Origin of the sequence: Myxococcus sp. CA051A (genome assembly GCF_013336705.1) — a bacterium.
GTDB classification, from domain to species: Bacteria; Myxococcota; Myxococcia; order Myxococcales; family Myxococcaceae; genus Myxococcus; species Myxococcus llanfairpwllgwyngyllgogerychwyrndrobwllllantysiliogogogochensis.
Map to the genome: position 1 here is coordinate 90,930 of NZ_JABUMS010000018.1, position 22,980 is coordinate 113,909.

17 protein-coding genes are annotated in these 22,980 nt (G+C 67.6%); 7 read left to right on the forward strand and 10 right to left on the reverse strand.

The window, feature by feature from the left end; all coding sequences use genetic code 11:
* Nucleotides 1-71 precede the first annotated feature (71 nt).
* Nucleotides 72-1,442: a cytochrome P450 gene (locus tag HUA74_RS36825; protein WP_174486445.1), complete on the forward strand. Its 1,371-nt coding sequence runs from the start codon at nucleotides 72-74 to the stop codon at nucleotides 1,440-1,442.
* Between the two features lie 12 nt (nucleotides 1,443-1,454).
* On the opposite strand, the gene HUA74_RS36830 is transcribed toward HUA74_RS36825, so the two are convergent.
* Entirely contained in the window at nucleotides 1,455-2,720 is a 1,266-nt protein-coding gene (locus HUA74_RS36830; RefSeq protein WP_174458328.1) for an MFS transporter, read from the reverse strand.
* A 281-nt stretch (nucleotides 2,721-3,001) separates the two neighbouring features.
* Between HUA74_RS36830 and HUA74_RS36835 the strand changes: the two genes are divergently transcribed.
* A complete protein-coding gene (locus tag HUA74_RS36835) occupies nucleotides 3,002-4,849 on the forward strand; it encodes an SBBP repeat-containing protein (RefSeq protein WP_174458329.1) in 1,848 nt (615 codons plus the stop codon).
* Between the two features lie 43 nt (nucleotides 4,850-4,892).
* Here the strand turns inward: HUA74_RS36835 and HUA74_RS36840 are convergent, their stop codons facing one another.
* Nucleotides 4,893-6,332 (reverse strand): FlgO family outer membrane protein, encoded by a 1,440-nt coding sequence (locus HUA74_RS36840; protein WP_174458330.1) that lies wholly within the window; start codon nucleotides 6,330-6,332, stop codon nucleotides 4,893-4,895.
* Nucleotides 6,329-6,973, reverse strand: coding sequence for a CsgG/HfaB family protein (locus HUA74_RS36845; RefSeq protein ID WP_174458331.1), 645 nt, complete (start codon nucleotides 6,971-6,973; stop codon nucleotides 6,329-6,331). The genes HUA74_RS36840 and HUA74_RS36845 overlap by 4 nt, the downstream gene beginning before the upstream one ends.
* 192 nt (nucleotides 6,974-7,165) lie before the next feature.
* On the opposite strand from HUA74_RS36845, the gene HUA74_RS46955 reads away from it, so the two are divergent.
* Complete coding sequence (locus HUA74_RS46955) at nucleotides 7,166-8,275, forward strand: histidine kinase (protein ID WP_174458332.1); 1,110 nt, start codon at nucleotides 7,166-7,168, stop codon at nucleotides 8,273-8,275.
* Nucleotides 8,268-9,092 carry a LytTR family DNA-binding domain-containing protein gene (locus tag HUA74_RS36855; protein ID WP_174458333.1) on the forward strand — a complete coding sequence of 275 codons (825 nt, stop codon included), beginning with the start codon at nucleotides 8,268-8,270 and terminating at the stop codon, nucleotides 9,090-9,092. The genes HUA74_RS46955 and HUA74_RS36855 overlap by 8 nt, the downstream gene beginning before the upstream one ends.
* A gap of 656 nt (nucleotides 9,093-9,748) precedes the next feature.
* On the opposite strand, the gene HUA74_RS36860 is transcribed toward HUA74_RS36855, so the two are convergent.
* On the reverse strand, nucleotides 9,749-10,036 hold the full coding sequence (locus HUA74_RS36860) for a hypothetical protein (protein WP_174458334.1): 288 nt from the start codon (nucleotides 10,034-10,036) through the stop codon (nucleotides 9,749-9,751).
* Nucleotides 10,037-10,137: 101 nt separating this feature from the next.
* Nucleotides 10,138-11,040: a LysR substrate-binding domain-containing protein gene (locus tag HUA74_RS36865; RefSeq protein WP_174458335.1), complete on the reverse strand. Its 903-nt coding sequence runs from the start codon at nucleotides 11,038-11,040 to the stop codon at nucleotides 10,138-10,140.
* 125 nt (nucleotides 11,041-11,165) lie between these two features.
* On the opposite strand from HUA74_RS36865, the gene HUA74_RS36870 reads away from it, so the two are divergent.
* The 3 genes from HUA74_RS36870 to HUA74_RS36880 all read left to right on the forward strand — a co-directional run bounded on the left by HUA74_RS36870 (nucleotide 11,166) and on the right by HUA74_RS36880 (nucleotide 15,052).
* Entirely contained in the window at nucleotides 11,166-11,774 is a 609-nt protein-coding gene (locus HUA74_RS36870; RefSeq protein ID WP_174458336.1) for a LysE family translocator, read from the forward strand.
* Nucleotides 11,775-12,007: 233 nt separating this feature from the next.
* Nucleotides 12,008-13,417, forward strand: coding sequence for a S28 family serine protease (locus tag HUA74_RS36875; RefSeq protein WP_254625424.1), 1,410 nt, complete (start codon nucleotides 12,008-12,010; stop codon nucleotides 13,415-13,417).
* A gap of 228 nt (nucleotides 13,418-13,645) precedes the next feature.
* The gene (locus tag HUA74_RS36880; RefSeq protein ID WP_174458337.1) at nucleotides 13,646-15,052 is read left to right on the forward strand and encodes a cytochrome B6; all 1,407 of its coding nucleotides are present in this window, start codon (nucleotides 13,646-13,648) and stop codon (nucleotides 15,050-15,052) included.
* Between the two features lie 48 nt (nucleotides 15,053-15,100).
* Here HUA74_RS36880 and HUA74_RS36885 read toward each other — a convergent pair whose 3' ends face one another.
* The 5 genes from HUA74_RS36885 to fdh all read right to left on the reverse strand — a co-directional run bounded on the left by HUA74_RS36885 (nucleotide 15,101) and on the right by fdh (nucleotide 22,910).
* A complete protein-coding gene (locus tag HUA74_RS36885; protein WP_174458338.1) occupies nucleotides 15,101-15,838 on the reverse strand; it encodes an MBL fold metallo-hydrolase in 738 nt (245 codons plus the stop codon).
* Nucleotides 15,839-16,447: 609 nt separating this feature from the next.
* Complete coding sequence (locus HUA74_RS36890) at nucleotides 16,448-17,554, reverse strand: isopenicillin N synthase family oxygenase (RefSeq protein WP_141647991.1); 1,107 nt, start codon at nucleotides 17,552-17,554, stop codon at nucleotides 16,448-16,450.
* A 128-nt stretch (nucleotides 17,555-17,682) separates the two neighbouring features.
* The gene (nrfD, locus tag HUA74_RS36895) at nucleotides 17,683-18,840 is read right to left on the reverse strand and encodes an NrfD/PsrC family molybdoenzyme membrane anchor subunit (RefSeq protein WP_174458339.1); all 1,158 of its coding nucleotides are present in this window, start codon (nucleotides 18,838-18,840) and stop codon (nucleotides 17,683-17,685) included.
* Entirely contained in the window at nucleotides 18,837-19,634 is a 798-nt protein-coding gene (locus HUA74_RS36900) for a 4Fe-4S dicluster domain-containing protein (protein WP_174458340.1), read from the reverse strand. Before HUA74_RS36900 ends, nrfD begins: the two co-directional genes overlap by 4 nt.
* A gap of 3 nt (nucleotides 19,635-19,637) precedes the next feature.
* Nucleotides 19,638-22,910 (reverse strand): formate dehydrogenase, encoded by a 3,273-nt coding sequence (fdh, locus tag HUA74_RS36905; protein ID WP_371817366.1) that lies wholly within the window; start codon nucleotides 22,908-22,910, stop codon nucleotides 19,638-19,640.
* Nucleotides 22,911-22,980: the final 70 nt, after the last annotated feature.

The window sequence follows — 22,980 nt, forward strand, 5'->3', positions numbered from 1 at the left end:
CGGGACGTCGGTTTCAAGTCAGTGCATGGCGGTCTTGACGGTGCGGAGCCGACCGGAACAAATCGGGGGTCATGGACACCTCTGCTCCTTCGCCCTCCGTGCGCCGCAAGGCCGGCCCTCGGGGATTGCCCGTGCTGGGTAGCTTTTTTCCCATGCTCCAAGAGCCGCTGGCCCTGGCCAACAAGCTCCACGCCGAATACGGCGACGTGTCCCTGGTTCGCGTCTACGGCTACCCCATCGCGTTCCTGAGGAACCCGGTGGACGTGAAGCGGGTGCTCATCGACGAGCCCCTGGTCTTCCCCAAACCGCGCATCGTCAATCCCTTCAATGGCAACGGGCTCACCGTGAGCCAGGGGGACGTCTGGAAGCGGCAGCGACACATGGTTCAGCCCATGTTTCACAAGGAGAAGGTCCGGCAGTGGGCGGGCATCTTCAGCGACGAGCTGTCCAAGGGCGTGCGGCGGTGGTCCGACCTGGGCGCCAGGGGCGAGTCCTTCGACATGTACACGGAGGCGGCCCGCCTGATGTTCGGGGTGATGTGGCGCACGTGCTTCGATGAGACGCCGCGCGAGGAGTTCTTCGCGAGCATCATGGATGCCATCGACGTGTTCGGTCGTCGGCGAGGGCCCTGGGGCACGCTGTACTTCAAGCTGCTGCCCCGGCTCGACCCGAACCCCGAGCGGATAGGCACGGCGCTGTGGCTCATCAACGGGTGGATCTACGCGCGGCTCTCCCGGCGGCGCGAGCGGGGGACGCAGGACGGAGACATCACCCTGCTGTCCGCGCTCGTGGAGGCGCGGGCCCGGGACACCAGCGAGCCGATGGAGGACAAGCAGGTGCGCGACGAAATCGTCAACCTCTTCGGCGCCAGCTTCGAGATGATCGCCACCTCCCTGACGTGGGCCGTGCACGCGTGTACGCAGCACCCGGAGGTGACGCGCGCCATCCGCGAGGAGGTGAGCTCGGTCTGTGGCAGCGAGCCGCCGAAGTACGAGGACGTGGCGAAGCTGACGTATACGAACCGCGTCGTGCAGGAGATCAATCGGCTGAACCCGCCCGCGTGGACCATCCTCCGGGAGACGGCGGGCGAGGTGGAGGTGGGCGGGGTGCTCCTGCCCAAGGGCACCCAGCTCCTCATGTGCCCGTACGCCATCCACCGGCACCCGGACCACTGGAAGGACGCGGACACGTTCGACCCGGACCGCTTCCTCCCAGAGCGCATGACGGGAATGCACAAGTGCGCCTACGTGCCCTTCGGGGCGGGGCAGCGCATCTGCGTGGGCCAGCACATGTCCCAGGTGGACACGGTGCAGACGCTGGCCACGCTGCTCCAGCAGTGCGACGTGGAGTACCTGGGGAAGAACCCCGTGGAGTGGCAGACGCGGCTGACCTTCGTGCCCAAGCGGGGAATGCCCATGCGGGTGAGCGCCCGCAAGGGCTGACGCCCCGGTCCGTCAGGAGGGCTGGGAGCGCGCGGCGGCCTCGGTGGCCGCGTCCGGCCCGGCCTCCTCGAAGTCGAGGTCGCGGTGGAAGGTCTCTTCGATTCGCGTGAGCGCGATCAGCGCGAGTCCGAAGCAGATGCTGCCCACGGTGATGGCCGCCATGGGCACGGAGATGTAGCCCTTGAGGACGGCGAAGCCGCTGGCGGCAATCGCGGCGGAGCCTCGCACGAAGTTGGGCACCGTCGTCGCCACCGTGCCGCGGATGTTGGTGCCGAACTGCTCGGCCGCCATCGTCACCAGCACCGCCCAGTAGCCCACCATGATGCCGATGAGGAAGCTGAGGAGGTACACCGTCGTGCTGGTGAGCCCGGGCACCAGCCCGTAGACGAGCATCAGCAGGAAGCCACCCACCAGGTTCAGCGCCACCGCGCGCTTGCGGCTCTTGAGCCACTGGCTGAACAGGCCGGCGAGCAGGTCGCCAATCGTCAGGCCGATGGAGCCATAGAGGATGGCGTTGCCCGCCGTGACGGTGCCCTGCACGTTGAGCCCCGCCGTCAGCTCCGGCGCGAAGGTGAAGAGGATGCCGGTGGTGAAGTAGATGGGGACGCCAATCAGGATGCAGCAGATGTACTTGAGGAACCGGCCCCCCTGGAGCAGCAGGAAGGGGTTGGCGCGCGACGGGTCCGTCTTCTTGGTGAACAGCTCCGACTCGGAGACCTTGAAGCGGGCGAACAGCAGCGCCAGTCCCATGATGCCGCCGGTGAAGTAGGCCGTCTTCCAGTGCAGGTGCTGGCCCACGAAGGCCGCCGCCACGATTCCCAGCATGCCGAGCGTCGCGACGATGGTGGTGCCCAGGCCGCGCTTCTCCTTGGGGAGCGACTCGGCGACAAGGGTGATTGCCGCGCCCAGCTCGCCCGCCAGGCCCACGCCGCCCAGGAAGCGGAACACCGCGTAGCTCGTCACGTCCCAGGCGAAAGCGTTGGCCAGGTTCGCGAACGAGTACAGCAGGATGGAGCCGAACATCACCGACAGCCGGCCGCGCTTGTCGGCGAGCACGCCCCACAAGAGGCCGCCCACCATCATCCCCACCATCTGGCAGTTGTAGATGAGGATGCCCTTCGACAGCACCTCCTCCGGACTGGTGATGCCGATGTCCCGGAGCGACGCGGCGCGCACCACGCCGAACAGCGTGATGTCGAAGAGGTCGACGAAGTAGCCGAGCCCGGCCACCAGCACCGTCAGGTTCAGGACCGAGCGCAGCTCACGCAGGAATTTCATGGGCGCGATTCAATGGGTTTGGTTCGTCGCGAGCAAGACCGATTCTTTCGACGCAGCGCGTGCAACACGGGCTGGCTTGCAATGCGCCGGAAAATATGAACCGTGATTCAGGTCTCATCCCCGGGAGGGGCGGTTTCGTCCCTCGCCAGGGCGGTTTCGTCACATCCCGCGCCAGGGGTTGCCCCGGGGTCGGTATCTCCCTGGTCCACCGGGGGCCTGGAGTCACAGGGCCGCCGGATGGCCGCGCGCACCTTCGCGCTCGCGGAACGAGGGGAGACACCATGAGATTCTTGAACGCGGTACGAGGAATGTTCCTGGCGAGCGCGCTGGTGCTCGTGGGCTGCCAGGGTGGGGAGCCGGGCGAGGATGCCCCGACGGACGCTCCGGGGAGCCAGGAGCAGCAGCTCACCAACTGCACCAGCCTGGTGCCGGTGATGACGAGCAACTCGGCGCCCTCGGGCTTCGTCACGAGTTCGGGCGTGTACGGCTCGAATCCGGCCGCCTACGAGCCCTGGAAGGCGTTCGACAACGCCACCACCTTCTGGCTCTCCACGGCCAACCAGACGCCCGCATGGCTGGGGTACGAGTTCGGCAGTGGCGTGATGAAGACGGTGCGCCGCTACGCCATCTCCTACTCCAACGGCTCCATCACCACGCGGTCCCCGAAGAACTGGACGCTGGAGGGCTCCAACGGCAGCACCTGGGTGGTGGTGGACACGCGCACGAACGTGACGGGCTGGACCAACGAGCGGCGCGAGTACGACGTGGCCCACCCCGGTCAGTACAAGAAGTACCGGCTGAACGTGTCGGACGACAACGACAACCGCGCGGGCATCGTCGTCCTGTCCATTGGTCGGCTGGAGCTGTACCAGTGTGACGCGTTCCCCACGGTGGTGGACCTGTGGACGAAGACGTCCGGCGCCCCGGGTGGCTTCACCCGCATCCATGACCTGGCCGGCGACCCGGCAGGGCGTACGTACTCCACGGGCATGACGACGGTGGGCGTGGAGGGGCAGCCCATGGCTGGATTGATGGACGGCTTCCTCACGGCCCGCGACTGGAACGGCAACCTCCAGTTCCACAAGCAGCTCGGCGTGGCGGGCACTGTCACCCTGGGCTACGGCATCGCGCGCAACCGGTCGTTCGAGGAGATCTACGTCGCGGGCTTCACGGATGGCGCCCTGCCGGGCGCGACGAGCAGCGGGGGCCGGGACGCGTTCATCACCCGCTACCGCTACACCGGCGTGTTTGGCTGGACGCGGCAGATTGGCCTGGCGGGAGCGCAGACGGAGGGCTACGGCGTGTCGCTCGACTCGGCGGACAACGCCTTCCTGGTGGGCTCCACCAACGGCAACCTGGATGGCAACGTGCGCACCGGCAACTACGATGCGTTCGTCACCAAGTACAACGCGACGGGAGTGAAGCAGTGGACCCGCCTGCTGGGCGTGGCGGGGAAGACGACCCACGCGCGGCGTGCCTCCGCCGACAACTCCGGCAACGTCTACGTCTCCGGCTGGACGGACGGCAACCTGGACGGCCAGACGCTGACCGGGCCTCAGGACGCCTTCATCACCAAGTACGACGCGGACGGCGTGAAGCAGTGGACGCGGCTGGCGGGTGCTCCCGCCACGGCCGTGTGGCTCTACGGCTCCACGCTGGATGCGAACGGCAACGTGTACCTGACGGGCTACAGCGGCGGTGGCATGGATGGCGTGCCCAACGTCACCCCGGCCATCGACGTCTTCATCGCGCGGTTCAACCCGGCGGGTGTCAAGCAGTGGGTGTGGGAGCTGGACTCGGGCTCTGGCTCGTGGGGCATGGGCATCTTCGCCCATGACGACGGCATCTACGTGACGGGAGGCGGGGTGGCGGACGTGACGCAGACGACCGACACCACGGGCGGCATGGTCCACAACTACGTGGCGAAGGTGGACTTCTCCGGCACGCTCCAGTGGATCAAGCAGCAGCCCACCGCGGTGCTCAACGGCGTGGAGAAGGACGTGCGCAGCATGGGTGTCGTGGTGGACCAGAACGACAACATGTACGTCGGCGGCTACCTGGACGGGAACTTCGAGGGCAACACGCTGCAGGGTGCCCCCGACTCGTTCCTGACGAAGATCGCCCCGTAGCCAGGGCACTGGAGGCGCGGCACGCGGGACAGGTGCCGCGCCTTCATTCCTCGTCGCTGGCGCGGATGTTGACCACGAGGACGCGCGCGACACTGGCCTGTTCCCCATTGGGGTCGATGGCGCGGTAGGCGGCCAGCCGCTCACGTGCTTCGTTGTAGCGGCGCAGGCGGACGAGGGCGGCAATCTCCGCTTCGCGTGCGTTCCTGGCGTAGGTCTTCTCGATGGCGGAGGCTCCGCCTCCCCACGTTTCGTAGAAGGCCCGGCAGGCCACCAGGGTCTGGGCATTCACGTGATGGGTGGCGGGCTTGAAGCAGCGGTTGTAGTCGCGCTCCATCCGCACGGAGACGGCGGGCTGTCCCTTCCGCTCGAGCTCCTCGATGCGCCGGGCGAAGAGGAGTTCCTCGGTCGCCAGCCCCTCGATCATCGCCTTGTGGGATTGCTCGTTGGCGGCGCGGGCCAGGGCGGAGGCTCGCATCATGGAGTCGACGCCGTCGGCCATCAGGCTCTGGGGATAGGTCCGCAGGAAGGTGTCACCGGCGTCCCGCGCGGCGTCCAATTGATCGAGCTTGCCGAGCGCGATGATGCGAAACCACAAGGCCGTCTCGGCTGGGAGGCGAAGTTGATACAGCGGAAGCCCCAGCGGCAGGACCCGCTCGGTGTCCTGGACCAGCGTGCGCCAGCGGCCCCGGATGTAGTTCGCGTCCAACAACCGCAACGCGGCCGAGGAGCGCTCCTCGGAGGCGCGTTGGGGGTCCAGCATCATGGCCCGCAGCTCCGCGTCGGCGGCCTCGCGACCGGGGGTGGCGCGCAGGGCGTGCTCGGCAAGCCGCTTCTCCAGACGAGAGAGCTCTTCTCGGGCGTACTCGAAGCTCGGGCTGCCCGCCAACGTCGCGCGAAGAAGCCACGCGCGCTCGTCCTCGGTGGGGGCCTGGAGTGCCCGACCATAGGTCTCCAGGGCCAGCACCGCTTCTCTCCCCGAGGGACGCTTCGCGCGCGGCTTCACCGGCGAGCCGATCAGCCGGGCCGCCACCTGGTCCTGCAGCGAGAAGATGCGGTCCACGGGGCCCGTGACTTTCGCCGTGTCCAGCACGACGCCGGTCTCCACGTCGATGAAGCGCGCGTTGATGCGCACCTGTTGCTCCGCGCGCTGGATGCTGCCCAGCACGACGGTGCGGGCTCCGACGAGGCGGCCCACGCGGACCGCTGTCGACTCCGTGGACTGCTTTCGCTCCTGGAGGTCCAGCTCGGCGAGGGCGGCGTCGAGCTGCTCGCGCTCCACCAATTGGATGCGTCCGCTGGCGCGCAGGTCGGAGATGAGCGTCTCCGTCATGCCACGCGCGAGCCAGTCCAGCGAGGTGTCCGTGTTGAGGTTGCGGAACGGCATCACCGCCGCGGGCCCTGGCGGAGGCTTCGCGGGTGCCGCCGCGTGCGCCAGGTGGGAGCACAGGAAGAGGAGCAGCAGCAGCGCGTGTGGGGCCTTCATGGTCTCAGCCTCGCGGGCAGGCGGGGCAGCAGCGCGCGCACCTCGGCGGTGAGCGCGTCCTGGACCTCGAAGGGCTTGCTCGCGGGCCCCTCCACGCGCGCCGTGTCGAGTACTTCACCGGTCTCCACGTGGACGAACCTCGCGGAGATGCGCAGCACGGCGCCCGCTTGCTGGAAGCCGCCGAGCACCACCACCTCCGCGCCGACGATGCGACCCAGGCGGGCCCGGGTCTCCGGGTCCACCCGCGCGCCCTGCGTGAAGTCCTGCTCCTCCATCGGGAGGTCCAACTGCCCGCGCTCGATGAGTCGCATCCCGGGTTGGTGGCCCACGTCGGTGACCACTGCTTCGGACAGGGCCAGTTCGAGGGGCGTGAGTGAGGTGTCTCCACTCAGGTTGCGGAACTTCAACACGCAGACCCGCACGGGACCCGTGGGGGCGGGAGGCGGAGGCTCGCGCGCCGGCGCGGTGTTCCCGGTCGGGGTGGCGGTGAGGGGGGGCGTGGTGCTGGGACGGAGCAGGAACGCGGCCACGCCGGGGACGGCGAGTCCCAGGGCGATGAGCAAGGCCGTGCCGATACCCGTGACACGGAGCCCTCGCGCGGCCTGGCTCGGAGGAGGGGCGGTGTCGGGTGTGTCGTCCAATGCGTACAGAGTGCCGGCGCGCACATGGGAGGACGGTGGAGACGGCGGGCGTGTTTCATCGGGCTCGTGGCCCGGAGTGGTCCTGTTCACGGAGCGCGAGCAGCATAGCCGAAGCACGTGTTTCGCTTCGCGGGGGGCTCTCGAAACCAGGCGCTTCCGCTACGCTGCGTCACCGTGGCCGCGAGGGATGCCGTGAACCAGGGGGAGGCGCCGGACGCGCGAGCCCCGACGCGTGTCCTGTCCCCTCGGCGCGTGTGGATGTTCGGCATGGGCGCGGGATTGCTCGCCGCGCTGCCTCATGCGGTGGGCGCGTATGCACACGAGCCTCGGGACTTTGGCTTCAAGCTGGCGCTGGCGATGGTGCCCTACAGCGTCTGGGCGCTCCTGGGGCCTCTCATCCTGGCCACTTTTCGCCGTGTAACGCGCGATGCGACTCCTGGGATTCGCGAGGTGGGGCCGCTCATCGCCATCGGGAGTGGTTTCGTCCTGGTGCATGCGCTCCTGCTCGCCCTGGTGCGCTCCGGGCTCGAACAGTGGGCCGCCCGGGGCGTGGCGTTCAGCGAGGGGCTGCGAGCGCTCCTTCTGGAGCGGGGAGCGCTGGGATATTTTGAGTACCTGCTGTTTCTCGCGGCCTGGGCGGCGCTGAACGCGGTCCGTCGGGCGCGGGAGCGGGAGCTGGCGGAGTCCCGGTTGATGGCGCGGCTGGCCGAGTCCCGCCTCCAGTCCCTGCGCGCGCAGTTGGATCCACACTTCCTCTTCAACACGCTGAACGCTGTCGTCGGGTTGGTTCGCCAGTCGCGCAACCCGGAGGCCGTGGAGGCGCTCGTGGAGCTGGGGGATTTGCTGCGGGCCAGTCTGGAAGGACGCGGGGACCACGAGGTGCCGCTGTCCGAGGAACTGGAGCTGGTCCGCCGCTACCTGGGCATCGAGCAGCTTCGCTTCGGTGGACGGCTGGAGTCGCACCTGGAGCCGGAGCCAGAGACGTTGATGGCTCGGGTTCCCGCGCTCGTCCTTCAGCCACTCGTCGAGAATGCCATCAAGCATGGGACTTCGCGGCGTGCGTCTCGAGGGCACGTGTGGGTGCGGACCTGGCGCCGGGGGGACAGGCTGGTGCTCGAGGTGCGGGATGATGGGCCGGGACTTCGCGCGGGTGGGGCAGGGGGCACGGGGATTGGCGTGGCGAACACCCGGGCGCGCATCCAGCAGCTTTATGGCGAGCGGTATGGCCTGACGCTGGAGGATGCGCCGGGTGGGGGCGTGATTGCCCGTGTGGAGCTGCCGTTCGTGGTTTTGAATGCGTGAGGGGGCAATCGTGGAAGGTGGCTGGCGAGTGCTGGTGGTGGATGACGAGCCGCTGGCGCGGGACAACGTGAGGCACCTGCTCGCGCGGGCGCCCGACGTCACGTCCATCCGGGAGTGCGAGGGAGGCCAGGAGGCCGTGGAGGCGATTCTCCGCGACCGCCCGGACCTGGTCTTCCTGGACGTGCAGATGCCGGAGGTGGACGGCTTCGAGGTGCTGCAGGAGGTGGGACCGGAGCGGATGCCGCCCGTCATCTTCGTGACGGCGTTCGACCGTTACGCGGTGCGGGCGTTCGAGGCCAATGCGCTCGACTATCTGCTCAAGCCCTTCAGTGACGGGCGTTTCCAGGAGGCGCTGGAGCGGGCGCGCAGGCAGCGGGCCACGGGGCGAGACAGGGCGCTGCTGGAGCGACTGTCCTCGCTGCTGGAGACGTACCGGACACCGGCCCCTGCTGGCGTGGAGGCGGGTCCGTCCGATGCGCCCTTCCTGGAGCGCATCGCGGTGAAGACGGACGGCAAGGTGCTGCTCCTGCCCGTCGCGGAGCTGGACTGGTGCGAGGCGGAGGGCAATTACGTGGTGCTGCACTCGGGAGGACGCAGTCCCATGCTGCGCGAGACGCTCAACCGCGTGGAGCAACTGCTGGACCCCAAGTGCTTCGTCCGCGTGCACCGCTCCACGCTGGTCAATGTGAACCGCATCCGCGAGCTGGAGCCCGACGTGGACAAGGGCTGGGTCGTGGTGCTGAGGGATGGCACGCGACTGCGACTGAGCCCGGGGCGGAAGCCGGCGGTGGAGGCCCTGCTGCGTCAGTCATTCTGACCCGCACGGGCACCGTGGGCTCGTATGTCGTGGATCTCCACGATGGAACGCCGGACATCCAAGTGGCTAGCGTCACATGGATGCAAATACAATCGATCTGGCTGTCGCGTGGTGGGGTGATCCTGTCCTTCGTCGCCCTGGCTGCCTGTGGCGCGGGCACTCCGGTCCAGGAGGACGCTGTCCTGGAGAGTTCAGAAGGGGAGGTGAGCTGTAACATTTCGCAGCTGTGCGCCAATGGGACGTCCATCTCTTGCACCTCCACGCAAGACGTCTGTTCCTCGGGGACGGATAGCGGTGGTTGGGTCCAGTGTGATGACCGGCGGACCTACTGCCCGCAAGCGTGTACCTGCGGCGCGGTTCGGCACGTGAGCTCCAAGGTCGCGCGTGGGGTGCGCTGCCAGATTGCCTTCATGAGCGCGCGGGATGCGCTCGAGGTCCGGATGAATACGACCTGCCCATCGGGCGCCTGCAATGTCTTGGAGGAGGAACTGGACTGCAGGCGCGTTGGCTCGAACCCCGCCGACGGATACGAAGCGGCGATGCGTGTCACGTACTCCTGCAAGGAGCCCGCGAACTGCCAATAGCGGGGGCGGTCCGGCTCGGGCGAGCGCGTGGCTTGCCCGAGCCCTGTGAAGCGAGACGTTTCGCCGGGCTTGTCAGTCCGTGGACTGAGCGCCTGAGTCGGACGTGTCCGCACACATGTCGGACGAATGCTCCGAGTTGGAGGCGCAGCCGTCGCTGGTGTTGCCATCGACCAGATCCGCCAGCCAGCCGCGAAAGCCCGTGAGGTCGCTCAGGCTGCTTCCATAAATGTCGATGGCCGCTGCCGCGGCCGCCTCTCGACGTGCCTTCGCGAAGCGGTAACCGAGAACGACTGCCCAGCCTGCTCCCAGGAGCGACAACACGACAGCCAGCACTACGGCGGCTTGGAGCATCAGTGTCATGTCCACCTCCTGGGGCTTGAGTCTATCCATTCTCCCCGTTGCAAGGCAAAAGCACCCACGAGGGGCAGATTCGATGAGGAGCCCCTCATGGCCTCTCAAGGTCAGCCAACGGGTGAGAGGGATGCCTGAGCCTTGAGCCAGTCCGCCACGGTCCTGGTCGCGGGCTTGACCTGTGAGTACTTGGGGAGCACGACCCAGTATGCGGTGCCGAGCTCCACGCTCAGGTCACCCAGCGGGCGGAGGAGTGCTCCGGAGGCCACGTCATCGGCCGCGAGTTGATGGCGCGCCAGGGCGACGCCTTGTCCCAACAGGGCCGCTCGCAGCACCAGGTCCGATGACGCGAATCGAGGGCCACCGTGAACGTCGAGCGAGGCGGGGCCATGGGCCGCCTTCCAGCGCTCCCATGGGGTCTCCGGGTCCCGGTCATGGAGGAGGCGCAGGCGCGTGAGGCCGTCAGGCTTGTCCGGGCGGCCAGACTTCTTCCAGAGCGCCGGGCTCATGACCGGGTAGAGCGAGTCTTCCATCAAGGGCTCGCAGTCGACATCCCGCCAGGGGCCACGGCCCATCCGAATCGCGAGGTCGGCCTCACCAGTGCCCAGGTCGATGATCCGCGAGTCCACGACCACGGACACTTCGATGTGGGGATGCGCTTCCTCGAGGGCGGGCAAGCGCGGCAGGAGCCACCGTGCCGCGAAGGAAGGTGTGGTGGAGATCGTCACCGAGCCCTCGGAGCGCGTCTCACGAATCGAGGCGACGGCCCGCGCGATTTCACGGAGCCCGGAGAGGGTGGCCCGCCCCAGTGCCTCGCCCTGTGGCGTGAAGGTGAGGCCTCGCCGTCCGGCCGGTGGATGGATGATGGGCACGCCGAGCCAGGCATCGAGCTCCGCCAGATGCCGGCTGACGGCGGAGTGCGCGATGCCCAACTCGCGCGCCGCCGCCCGCACCCCACCACTGGCGTAGACGACCGCGAAGGCGCGGAGCGCGTTGAGTGGAAGCTCCTTCATGGTCTGGAATCTAGACCATTCATCGCCACCTTCAGAACACCCTGGACCGTTACTTTTCAGCGCATGAACGGATACGTCGGCGCGACCTGGAATGGTCCCTGTTGCAGGCCAGATGGAGGAACGACATGGACGCGCTGATGGGCGTGGCCGGTCTCGTCGCCGTGTCGGCCATCACCCCGGGGCCCAACAACATGGTGGTGATGAGGGCAGGCGGGCGTGGCGGCGTGGTGGGGGCGCTGCCGGCCATCGCGGGCGTCGTGCTCGGCACGGCGGTGTTGCTGACGCTGTTGATGACCAGTGTCGGCGTGGCCTTCGCGGCGGACCCTCGGGTGGGAACAGCCATCACTCGCTGCGGTGGCCTGTACCTTGTCTGGCTCGGCGCCCGACTCATCGCGGGGAGCCTGGGTAGAGGCGCCAGCGGCGGCGACACTCCTACACGCACTTCGTCCGACGGCTTCATCGGTACTTTCGTGCTCCAGTTCCTGAATCCGAAGTCCTGGGTGACGGTGCTGACGGCGGCCTCGGCGGTGCGAAGCGGAGCCTCGGCGGCCGTCGCCTTCATTCAGCTCGTCGTGCTCTTCACGGTCATCCCCGTGGTGTGTCTGCTTCTCTGGTCCACCCTGGGCTCGTTGATGTCGACCGTGCTGGCCCGGGAGTCCTTTCGTCGCGCGTTCGATGCCGTGATGGGTGGGCTCCTGATTGCGTCCGCTGTCCTGCTCGTATCGGGCGCGTAAGGTCATGACGATTGTGGCGAATCAGACGATTGTCTTCGGCCTCGACTTGATGCGCCGCAACTCCATGGTGAATGCATGGCCGTGGCAGCAGGAGCAGTGCAAATGGCTGATATGGCGGCCATCTCTTCCGCGTTCATTCCATCTGAGAGGCGTCACTCTCACCTCAAGGAGCGTGAATGAATCCGTCAAGAGGCACTGGCATTTTCCGTGGTGTGTGTTTGCTGGTGGCTGCCATGCTGGTGCAAGCATGTGGTGGCTCGGTCGCGGAGGAGTCCGACCCCAGCTCCGCGCGGTCAGTGCAGGCCGCGGGAGTGATGAAGTCTGGGTTGGATTCAGAGGACATCTACACGAGGCTCCTGTCCGTCCCCGGCCTCACGGTGGTGAGCGAGCAGGTCTCTCCCTTTCCGGGCACGCGCTTCTTCCAGTTCTACTTCGAGCAACTGGCGGACCATCGCAACCCCAACGGGGAGCGGTTCCAACTGCGCGGCACACTGCTGCACCGCTCCGTGGCCGCGCCCGTGGTGCTGTACTCCGGTGGCTACGGACTGAACTCACGACCGTTTCAGTACGAGCCCACCGCGCTGCTCGGTGCCAACCAGCTTTCGCTGGAGCACCGCTTCTTCGGTCCCTCGCGACCGGCTTCCAATGACTGGACGCTGCTCAACATCCGGCAGGCCGCCGGCGACTACCACCGCATCATCCAGGCCTTCAAGCCGCTCTACACCGGCCATTGGCTCACCACGGGCGGCAGCAAGGGCGGCATGGCCGCCGTCTACCACCGCTACTTCTATCCGGACGATGTGGATGCCACCGTGGCGTACGTGGCGCCCAACATGCACGGGTTGGATGACGGGCGCTTCGTCCGCTTCCTCGACCAGGTCGGGGACGAAGACTGTCGGGAGCGGCTTCGCGCCTTCCAGCAGGATGCTTTGGCGCGCCGCGAAGAGTTGCTCCCCTTCGTGGAGGAGTTGACCACCTCGACGGGCGCGACCTTCGAGTTGATTGGATTGGATCGGACCCTCGAATTCGCCGTCGTCGAGATGCCCTTCTATTTCTGGCAGTACGGCAACGCGTCGGCGTGCGAGTTCATCCCCGCGCCGGGTGCTCCGGCGGAAGCAGTCTTCGCCTTCCTCGATGCGGTCGTCAGCGTGAGTGGTTCCTATGGGGACGCTGATCTCGATTACTACGCGGCCTACTACTACCAGTCCGCCACGGAGCTTGGCTGGACCGGCTACCCCACGAGGCACTTGCGCCGCCTGCTGCGCTACCCTCGCGAGGACGTGCCCACCGCGTACCTGTCCTTTCCCGTGGAGGAGCGGTTCGACCATGGCTTGATGCGCCGCGTGGAGCACTGGGTGCGCCGCGAGGGTGAACGGATGCTGTTCCTTTATGGAGACAATGACCCATGGTCCGCTGGCGCCTTCGAGGTGCGGGAGCGCAACGATTCCCTCCGCTTCGATGTCCCGGACTCCAACCACGCCAATGCACGCATCACCCGACTGCCCGAGGCGGAGCGCACACGGGCCTTGTCGCGCCTCTACACCTGGATGGGCGTCACGCCGCCGGCCGTCGGCGCTCAGGGCCTGGCCACCGAGGCCGCGGGAGACGTCGCTCCCCTGGTCGAGGAGCGCTCCCGGCTGTAGTGCCGGGGACGTGAAGACTGACGTCACGGGGCCTGGGCCCCATTCCTCGCGCCTGGATTCCCGGCCTTGGAGTGGGGCCCAATGGAACACAACAGGACAGAACAGTGCGCCTGGAATGAACTGGTCAACGGTTCGTCGCGCGATGTGGGGGGATGCGGCGTAAATCGAATAGCTCTTGCATGGACGGTGGGGCGTCAATCCGCTGGATGTCAGACGGAGGGAGCGCACATGAAGCCGTTCTGGATTCGTCCGCATCTCACAGTCGCTGGAATGGGGTTGCTCCTGATGTCCATGGGAGCGGCCGACGCACAGGAGACATCGGGGCGAGGCCTCACCAGCTATATGCCCGTGGACCAGACGGAGCCTTTCGCCGAAGTCATGTCGCGGATGAAGGCGGAGAAGCCCAAGGTCACCGCGCGCCATCAGCAGTTGCTCACACAGCGCTATGACCTGGGAAACCGCCCTGCCCAGGGCGTCACCATGTCTCGTGGGAAGGCCGTCCAGGAAGGCGTCCGCGTGAAGCTCCCGCAGGGCGTCACCTGGGCCTCCCTCGCCGCCATGAGTCCGGAGGCGGTCCGCGAGAAGGGCGTCTTCCCCGGGGGCCTCATGCCGCTGCCCCATCCGAATCATCCGGAAGGCGGCATGCTCTTCCCCAAGTTCCACATCGATGAAATCAAGCGGCAGGAGGGCAGGGACCTTACGCGGTTCGACCTCGACTTCGACCTGCCGGACCACCTGCTGCCGGAGTTCCCTCCGCCCATCTTCCTCACCACGCGCCCGGACCTGGGGGATGTCTCGCAAGGCAAGCTGGTGACGATCATGAATGTCCAGGAGCTGTTCAACGGCCTCCTGAATCCGAAGCAGCTGGAGGGACTCCGGCTGCTTGTCACGCCGTTCCCTCAGCAGCAGTTCAATCAGACCGCTGACCGTCGCTCAGAGTTGCCCAGCCGGGGCGTGACGTGCTTCGACTGCCACGTCAATGGCCACTCCAATGGCGCCACGCACCTGGTGGGAGACATCCGTCCCCAGGAGTTCAGACACCGCATCGAGACGCCGACCCTCCGTGGGGTGAACATCCAGCGTCTGTTCGGCTCGCAGCGAGCCCTCAAGACGGTGGAGGACTTCACCGAGTTCGAGCAACGCGCTGCCTACTTCGACGGAGATCCGGTCATCGCCACGAAGAAGGGCGTCAACATCCTGGAGCGAGGCAGCCAGGTGCACTTCATGGCGGAGGTTCAAGCGCTCCTCGACTTCCCTCCCGCGCCCAAGCTGCGCTTCGACGGGAAGCTGGACCCGAAGAAGGCCACCGAGTCGGAGGTGCGCGGCCAGACGCTCTTCTTCGGCAAGGCACAGTGCTCCGTGTGTCACACGCCGCCGTATTACACGGACAACCTGATGCACAACCTGCGGGCGGAGCGCTTCTACAAGCCACGCCTGGTGAACGGCGCGATGATGGGCGCGGACGGCCCCATCAAGACGTTCCCGCTGCGCGGCATCAAGGAGTCTCCGCCCTATCTCCATGATGGGCGGCTCTTGACGCTCGAGGATACGGTGGAGTTCTTCAACCTCGTGCTGGAGACCCGGCTCAACGAGCAGGAGAAGAAGGACCTGGTCGCATTCATGCGCGTGCTCTGACGCTCGCGACAAGCGGCGCTTCGTGCCGTGGCGAAAGGGTGGGCCGGGTCAATGCCTCGGCCCACGCATTCGGGCGACAGCCGCGTCGAGCCGCTCGTCATAGGCCGCCGCGAGGTCGTTCAGGGCCTGCGCGCAGTCCCCGACATATGAGGGACCATGCATGAGGCCGAGCGTTCGCGGACGCAGCGCCGCCAGCGCACGGAGCGTGGGCCCGGTCGCGGGAGTCAGACAGGTTGCGAGGGCGCGGTCCTCGGTCGCGAGCGCGGGCCCGACGAGGTCCTGTTCCGTCAGGGCCGGCGCGTCGCCCAGCGCGGTGAACAAGTCCCCACACAACAGCGTCCCGGTCGACTCCTCGAGGAGCAGTCCGGCATCCCAGCCGTGCGGCACGTGGGGTGTCTCGATTCGCCGCAGCCGCTTGCCGCCCAGGTCGAGGACCTCGCCGTCCTGGAGCGGGCGTGGCGCTCTATCCGCGAGGTCGTTCACCGATACGAGGCAGCCCAGTGCCCCATGCGCGACCTGGGCATGCGGCGCGGTGGCCAGCCAGGAGTTCATCGCCCCGCACTCGTCTGCCTCGACATGCCCGAAGGTGAGCCAGCGCAGCCGCTCGGGCGGGAGCACCCGCTGTACCGCGGCCGATACCGAGGGGAACAGCGCCCGCGGCCCCAGATGGAACAGCAATGGCTCCTCAGCCTCGATGAGGAACTGGTTGAAGAGAATGTTGGAGCTGCTGACGTAGGTGGACAGCCGATAGATATTCGGCGCGATTTCAGTCACCTGGGTCTCCACCTGATACCTCCTTGTCCAACCACCCCGACGTGGGGATGGCCGCAGCGAAGCACATGCCGTGGGCTGGCAGGCTCACACGCGGGTCCATGAGTCCTGTCCCGCCCGAACACTGTCGTGCCGAAGGCTCCCTTCATTTTTCAGAGGCGCTCGCGATGGCGGATTCAGGCCCACGCGGCTCAGTGAACGGCAATACCTACATGCCCTCATGTTCAGTGAGTCCAATGGCCTGTTCTGGCCAGGCGAACTGTCGCATCCGCCGGTGATATCGGGGGCGACGCCCGCCTGAACAGATGTCTGGCTCCACCTCGTCACGGGTTCTCGCCCGAAATGGAGGGGAATGCCTACATGAACGCGTCTTCAGGCATTTCCGACCCCATCAGCATAGGGTTCTGGCCCAGATTGGCGCGCAGTGCCTACCTGAACGCATCCTCAGGTATTTTTGTACCCATGCTCGCAGGGCAACGAACGCAGGCGAGCCGACCTGTCGAGGGCGTCGAGCCGTCAGGACAAGCGCTCTCGACGGGAGCGCGATTACACCGCGCCCCCGAAGCAATCGCTATCAAGTCAGGGATTGATTTGTCTGTGATTACACAATGACAGACGCGAAGTCTACTCGCCCGAACGCTGGCGGTTGAGCCGGTCGTAGTGCCGGTAACCCAGCTTGTCGAGCGCGTGCGGCGGCGCGAGGCCGATGTCGACCAGCGTCTTGATGTCGTACGTGCCCGTGAGGACAGGGGGCGCGTAGCTCCGGATCGCCGTGGGCGTACGGAACTTCTCCAGCGGGAAGAGGACCTTGCTGGTGTGCACGTGGATGAAGTGCGCGGCGGACTGGCGCTGCCAGCCGGAGACGCCCGGCGCGGTGATGACGTGAGGCGTCGCGAGGAACGTGCCGCCCGTGAGGATCTCCAACTGCTGGCCCACCTGCGCCACGATGCAGCCCGCGGGCGCGGTGCCACGCACCTTGTGGCCCTGCGGCTCCTCGGGAGTCGCGCGCGTGCGCAGATACAGGCCGCTCTTGTCGTCGGGGCTCGGCGCCGCCTTCCCGTCGGGGCCGAGAAACCGCCCACCGGGCAGCAGCGTGAGGAGGTTGAAGTCCGTGTGCTCCTCGCCCCAGACGATGTCCGTGTTCACCTGCTCCGGCTTGAGCGACAGGTACTGGAGCGCGCGGGTGATGTGCGGGGCCTTCTCGCAGAGGGACGTGAAGGTGTCCGTGGGGAGTCCCAGGGCCATGGCCGAGCCGCGCAGCAACTGGAGGCCCGCCTCGTGGAGCGAGCGGCCCAGGGTCATGATTCCTTCCTGGAAGTACGCGGGCGCATCCGAGGGCCACACGTTCTCCGGATACAGCTCCGGGAACTCCATCGCCGCCACCTCGTCGTTGGGGTAGGGCGCGACGAAGTAGCACTCCTTGAAGTCTGGCTGGCCGTTGCCGGCGACGGCGACCTCGGTGTTCGGCGGCGTCCAGCCGCGCTGGTACCAGAGGTCGGCTCGGCCGTAGGGCTTCTTCTCCTCGGCGGGGCGCGCGATGAAGGCAGCGAAGGCGTCGTAGTAGCGATGGAGCGCCTGCGTGTCGACGCCGTGATTCTTGATGTAGACGAGACCGAAGACACCAAATGCCTCGCGCAGCGCCATCGCGGCGCGCTCGATGCGGGGCGCATCTCCCGAGGCGAGGTCTGCGAGGTCGACAGTCGGGATGTTCAGAGAAGAGGTCTCGGCCATGGTTCCCCCAGGTGTATCGCTCCTCGCGGCCAAAGGGGAGGGCCTCGTGGGCTTCTCTCCCTGGGTGCAAATTCTGCGTCCCTCCCCAGGGGCAGGTCACTCCCGGAGTCGGGCACCCGCCGCGCCGCTCAGCGCACCACGGGCAGGGGGAAGCTGAACGGCTTGCCGTCCGAGGCCATGGCATGGCCAGACACCTCGGCGGCGCCGTGGCCCCGGCGCTGGGGCCTGAAGGTGGCCTGCGGGTCCCGGGCGGAGGCCTTGCCCCCGTGGAAGATGGCGAAGCGGGCCGTCACCGCGCCCGCGGTGGTCAGCAGGTCCGCCGCCACCTGCTTCCAGCGCCGCCGCCCCGGGAGCGCGTCCACCACCAGCCCCGCCACGGAGCAGGCGCGAGAGGCCTTCCACAGCGCCCCCGACAGGCCTTCGTCCAGGGGCCGGGCGACCTCCGGCGCGCGTCGGGCGTCGCGCTCCACCGCGTACCCCATGGCCAGCTCCGCCGCCTTGCCCGCGAGCCGGTACGGACGCAGCACCCCCGCCTCTCTCGGCGAGTGGGGGAGGAGGGACAGCAGGCTGCCCGCGCTCGCCGTCGCCGAGGCCATGAAGAACAGGGGCAGGGTGCGCCGCGTCGCCTGCCACAGCGGTATCGCCGTGTTGTTCAGCAGCACGGCCGTGTAGCCCGCGAGCGGCATGCCCAGCAGCGCGGCCGAGTAACCGGACACCTTTCCCACCGCCCCGAGCACTCCGCGAGAGCGTCCCAACACCAGCCCCACGGTGTTCAGTCCCCCCGACAGCGCGAGCACCCAGGAGCCCACGCTCATGGGCGAGGTCGGCCGGAACACGCGCAGCATGTGGAGGAAGCGCTCGGGCCGCCCGAGGTCCGCGATCAACAGTCCCGCGCTCAGGATGTCACCGACGGTGCCCAATTGACGGCACCGCCTCGCGAGCGGATCCAAGGCCTTCTCGCCGAGCACATCGATGGCCAGCCCCATGAGGCTCGCCGCGCCAGCGACGCCGCCCACGAACAGATAGGCGGGGACGGTGGCAATCCAGACCGGCTGCTTGAGGACCGGGAGCCCGTGGTAGCTGGGCGCATCGGGCGAATCCACGCCGGAGCGGGAGGGAATCGACGACAGCAGCGCGCGCGCGGGGTTCGCGCCGTCCAGGTCCGTCACGCGTTGCTGAGCGCCCTCTCCGAGCAGGGTCCCCAGCGAAGGGTTCACGTTGCGCCCGTCGCTCCGTCGCTGGAGCGTGTCGAGGAACGACGGCCCCTCTTTCCCTGACGAACTCATGGTGTGCCCCGGCGACCGAACAGCACCGCGCCCACGGCCACCGCGGCCATGCCGAGCGCGCCCACGGCCACGGCGCCCCAGGCCTCCCGGGCCTTCATCGTCGGGACCACGGGGTCTGGCGGCAGGTTGTAGACCTCCGGCTTGTCCACGAGCAGGAAGAAGGCGTTGAGCCCGCCCGTCCCCGGTTGGTTCGCCGCGTCCTTGCCGTAGAGATACGCGCTGATGATTCCCTGCTCGTGCAGTTGGCGGACCCGGTTCTCCGCGCGCTCATGCAGCACGTCCAGGTCGCCATAGGCGATGGACTCGGTGGGACACGCCTTGGCGCAGGCGGGCGTCATGCCCTCACCCAGTCGGTCGTAGCAGAGCGTGCACTTCCAGGCGCGCCCGTCATCCGGACGCCGGTCGATGACTCCGAAGGGACACGCCGTCACGCAGTAGCCGCAGCCGTTGCAGATATCCGGCTGCACGTAGACGGTGTCGAACCCGGTGCGGACGATGGCGCCCGTGGGACAGGCCTCCAGACACCCGGCCCGCTGGCAGTGCTTGCAGACGTCGGAGACCATCAGCCACGAGAAGTCCCCGACGCCGGTGTCGTGGCCCGGAAGGGGCACCGGTCGCTCCACGAAGGCCACGTGTCGCCAGGTCGAGCAGCCCAGGTCTCCGGTCTGGTCATAGGACATCCCCGTGAAGTGGAAACCGTCGTCGGGGAGCTGGTTCCATTGCTTGCAGGCCACCTCGCACGCCTTGCAGCCGATACACACCGTCGAGTCGGTGAAGAATCCCTTGCGGCTCATGGGCTATCGCTCCTCGTCCTTCTTCTTCTCCTGCCAGGGCGCATGGTCGACCTCGCCCGCGCGGAGGCTGTCGCGTCGATGGAGTGTCAGTCCTTCGGGCAGGGCGGGTTGGGTGGTGCCCGTGGCGGCTCGGGCCCTCGTGGCCTGGCGTCCCTCGACCACGTCGCAGGTGAGGGCCTTGGACTCCTGGATGTCCACGTTGGGGTCGGCCACCAGCGGAAGCAGCTCGTTCGCGCCGTCCCCTCGGATGCGCCCCGTCACGCCCCAGTGGTACGGAATGCCCACCTGATGCACCGACGTGCCGTTGAGCTTCATGGGCCGCAGTCGCTCGGTGATGAGCACCCGGCACTCCAGGTCTCCCCGCGCCGTGCGCAGCGTCGCCCAGCCTCCGTTGCTCAGGCCGCGCTCGCGGGCCAGCTCCGGTGACACCTCGCAGAACTGCTCCGGCTGAAGCTCGCTCAGCCACGACAGCCAGCGGCTCATGCCTCCCGCCGTGTGGTGCTCCGTGAGGCGGTACGTGGTGAGGATGAACGGGTAGCGAGGATCTCCCCAGGCGCGATGGTAGGGGTTGCCCTTGCGAGACCACTCCAGCCGCGTCGGGTTGCACTGCTGCCCATAGAGCGCGTTCTTCACGGGCGACTCCATGGGCTCGTAGTGCGCGGGTAGCGGACCATCCATCATCCCGCTCGGCGCGAAGAGCCACGCCTTGCCGTCGGCCTGCATGATGAACGGGTCATCGCCCGCCAGGGCCTCCACGCCGGATGCGCCTGGAGATGGGCGGTAATCTGGTGGGAGGTCCACGAGGAAGTCCGGCACGTCCTCGCCGGTCCACCGTCGCTGGGCTTCGTCCCACCAGACGTACTTCTTGCGCTCGCTCCAGGGGCGGCCCTGGGGATCCGCTGACGCGCGGTTGTAGAGGATGCGTCGGTTGGCGGGCCACGCCCAGCCCCACTCGGGGGCCACCCAGGTCTGCTCGTGTCCGGGCTTGCGGCGGGCCGATTGGTTGACGCCATCCGCGTAGGCGCCGGAGTAGATCCAACAGCCGCACGCGGTGGTGCCGTCGTCCTTCAACGCCGTGAAGCCGCTGACGGGCCGGCCATCCTGGAGCGTGTAGCCGTTGATCTCCCGGAGGACGGCCTCCGCGCCAGGCTCTTCCCGTGCGCCCCGCGTGGGGTAGTCCCACGTCAGTTCACGGAGGGCCTGGTCCTTCGTCTCGCGCGAGTCGGCATACAGGCGCTTCAGCCGACGGCCCAGGTGGAACATGAAGTGAAGCTCGCTGCGCACGTCCTCGCGCGGCTCCACCGCCGCGTGATGCCACTGGAGCATCCGCTGCGTGTTGGTGAAGGAACCGTCCTTCTCCGTGTGCGCGGCCGCGGGGAAGAAGAAGACCTCCGTCTGGATGTCCGCCGTCTTCACGTCGCCGCGCTGGATTTCGGGAGCGGTGCGCCAGAACTCCGCCGTCTCGATGAGCGTGAAGTCGCGCACGACCAGCCAGTCGAGCTGGCGCAGTCCCTTGCGCTGGAGCGCTCCGTTCATGGAGCCCACCGCCGGGTTTTCGCCCATGACGAAGTAGCCCCGCACGCGGCCATCGGCCATGTCGGCCACCGTCTGCATGTGTGAGTGGTTGCCAGTAAGGCGCGGCAGGTGGCGGAAGCCGTACTCATTCTCCCGCGTCGCCGCGTCACCGAACCACGCCTTCAGCAGCGAGACGACGTACTTGGGGAAGTTGCTCCACCAGCCCGTGCCGGAGGTGTGGGACTTCAGGTAGTCGTCCAGGTGCGGGGACGGCTGGGCGTTCGGCATCGGCAGGTAGCCGGGCAGCAGATTGAAGAGGGTGGGGATGTCCGTGGAGCCCTGGATGGACGAGTGGCCTCTCAGCGCGAGGATGCCGCCACCAGGCCGTCCGATGTTGCCCAGGAGGAGCTGGAGGATGGTCGCGGTGCGGATGTACTGCACGCCCACCGAGTGCTGCGTCCACCCCACCGCGTAGCAGAACGCCGTGGTGCGCTCGCGTCCGGAGTTGGCGCAGAGCGTCTCCGCGACCTTCAGGAACTGCTCCTCCGGGACACCGCACACCTTCGCGACGATGGCCGGGGTGTAGCGCTGGAAGTGACGACGGAGGACCTGGAAGACGCAGCGCGGGTGCTGGAGCGTGAAGTCCTTCGCCGCGTCCTTGAGCCGCGTGGCGTGGGGCTCTCCCTCGCCGGCGCCGGGCTCCGCGTACAGCTCCTTGTGGCCCGCCGCGGGCGCGGGGCCCTGCACACCCTCGTAGCCCCACGAAGTGACGTCGTACTTGTTCTCCTCGGGCACGAAGCCGCTGAAGAGGCCGTCCAGGTCCTCGGTGTCCTGGAAGTCCTCGCGGACGAGGTTGGCGGCGTTGGTGTAGTGGGCGACGTACTCCTTGAAGTAGCGCTCGTGCTCCAGGACGTAGCGCACCAGTCCGCCCAGGAACGCGATGTCCGAGCCGACGCGGATGGGAACGTGCTGGTTCGCCATCGCGCTCGTGCGAGTGAAGCGCGGGTCGACATGGATGATGGTCGCGCCCCGGGCCTTGGCCTCCATCACCCACTGGAAGCCCACCGGGTGACACTCGGCCATGTTGGAGCCCTGAATGAGAATGCAGTCAGAGTTCCGCAGGTCCTGCTGGAAGGTCGTGGCCCCGCCACGCCCGAGCGTGATGCCCAGACCGGGCACCGTGGACGAATGTCATATTCGAGCCTGGTTCTCCACCTGGACGATTCCCAGCGAAGTGAAGAGCTTCTTGATGAGGTAGTTCTCCTCGTTGTCGAGCGTCGCGCCACCCAGGTGCGCGATGCCCAGCGTGCGCTGGACGCTCAGCCCGTTGACGTCGGTGGACTCCCACGTCGCGTCGCGCGTGTGCTTCACGCGCTCGGCGACCATGTCCATGGCGCGCTCCAGGGGGATGCGCTCCCACTCGGTGCCGCCGGGGCGACGGTAGAGGACGTGCTGGACGCGGTGGGTGCCGGTGACAAGCTGGAACGTCGCTGAGCCCTTGGGGCACAGCCGCCCGCGTGAGACGGGCGAGTCGGTGTCCCCTTCGATGTCGATGATGCGCTCGTCCTTGACGTACACGTCCTGGCCGCAGCCGACGGCGCAGTAGGGACAGATGGATTTGACGACGCGGTCGGCGCGGGCCGTGCGCGCCTCCAACCGCCGGCCGCGCTCGGACATCGCCGTCTCGCCCAGCGCGGTGAGGTCCTTGCGCGCGAGCTGCCGGAGCACGGGCCAGCGCAACAGCAGGTCGAGGACTCCCACGGTGGACCTCCCGAGTCGGGGCCGCGAGGTGGCGCGACTTGCCGAGGATGGTGGAGGTCGAGGCTGCCCG

Bases quoted from the DNA above. Each gene is read 5' to 3' on its own strand.
- HUA74_RS36825 (WP_174486445.1), top strand. From the start codon at position 72: ATGGACACCTCTGCTCCTTCGCCCTCCGTGCGCCGCAAGGCCGGCCCT.
- HUA74_RS36830 (WP_174458328.1), bottom strand. From the start codon at position 2,720: ATGAAATTCCTGCGTGAGCTGCGCTCGGTCCTGAACCTGACGGTGCTG.
- HUA74_RS36835 (WP_174458329.1), top strand. From the start codon at position 3,002: ATGAGATTCTTGAACGCGGTACGAGGAATGTTCCTGGCGAGCGCGCTG.
- HUA74_RS36840 (WP_174458330.1), bottom strand. From the start codon at position 6,332: ATGAAGGCCCCACACGCGCTGCTGCTGCTCCTCTTCCTGTGCTCCCAC.
- HUA74_RS36855 (WP_174458333.1), top strand. From the start codon at position 8,268: ATGCGTGAGGGGGCAATCGTGGAAGGTGGCTGGCGAGTGCTGGTGGTG.
- HUA74_RS36860 (WP_174458334.1), bottom strand. From the start codon at position 10,036: ATGACACTGATGCTCCAAGCCGCCGTAGTGCTGGCTGTCGTGTTGTCG.
- HUA74_RS36865 (WP_174458335.1), bottom strand. From the start codon at position 11,040: ATGAAGGAGCTTCCACTCAACGCGCTCCGCGCCTTCGCGGTCGTCTAC.
- HUA74_RS36870 (WP_174458336.1), top strand. From the start codon at position 11,166: ATGGACGCGCTGATGGGCGTGGCCGGTCTCGTCGCCGTGTCGGCCATC.
- HUA74_RS36875 (WP_254625424.1), top strand. From the start codon at position 12,008: ATGCTGGTGCAAGCATGTGGTGGCTCGGTCGCGGAGGAGTCCGACCCC.
- HUA74_RS36880 (WP_174458337.1), top strand. From the start codon at position 13,646: ATGAAGCCGTTCTGGATTCGTCCGCATCTCACAGTCGCTGGAATGGGG.
- HUA74_RS36890 (WP_141647991.1), bottom strand. From the start codon at position 17,554: ATGGCCGAGACCTCTTCTCTGAACATCCCGACTGTCGACCTCGCAGAC.
- nrfD (WP_174458339.1), bottom strand. From the start codon at position 18,840: ATGAGTTCGTCAGGGAAAGAGGGGCCGTCGTTCCTCGACACGCTCCAG.
- HUA74_RS36900 (WP_174458340.1), bottom strand. From the start codon at position 19,634: ATGAGCCGCAAGGGATTCTTCACCGACTCGACGGTGTGTATCGGCTGC.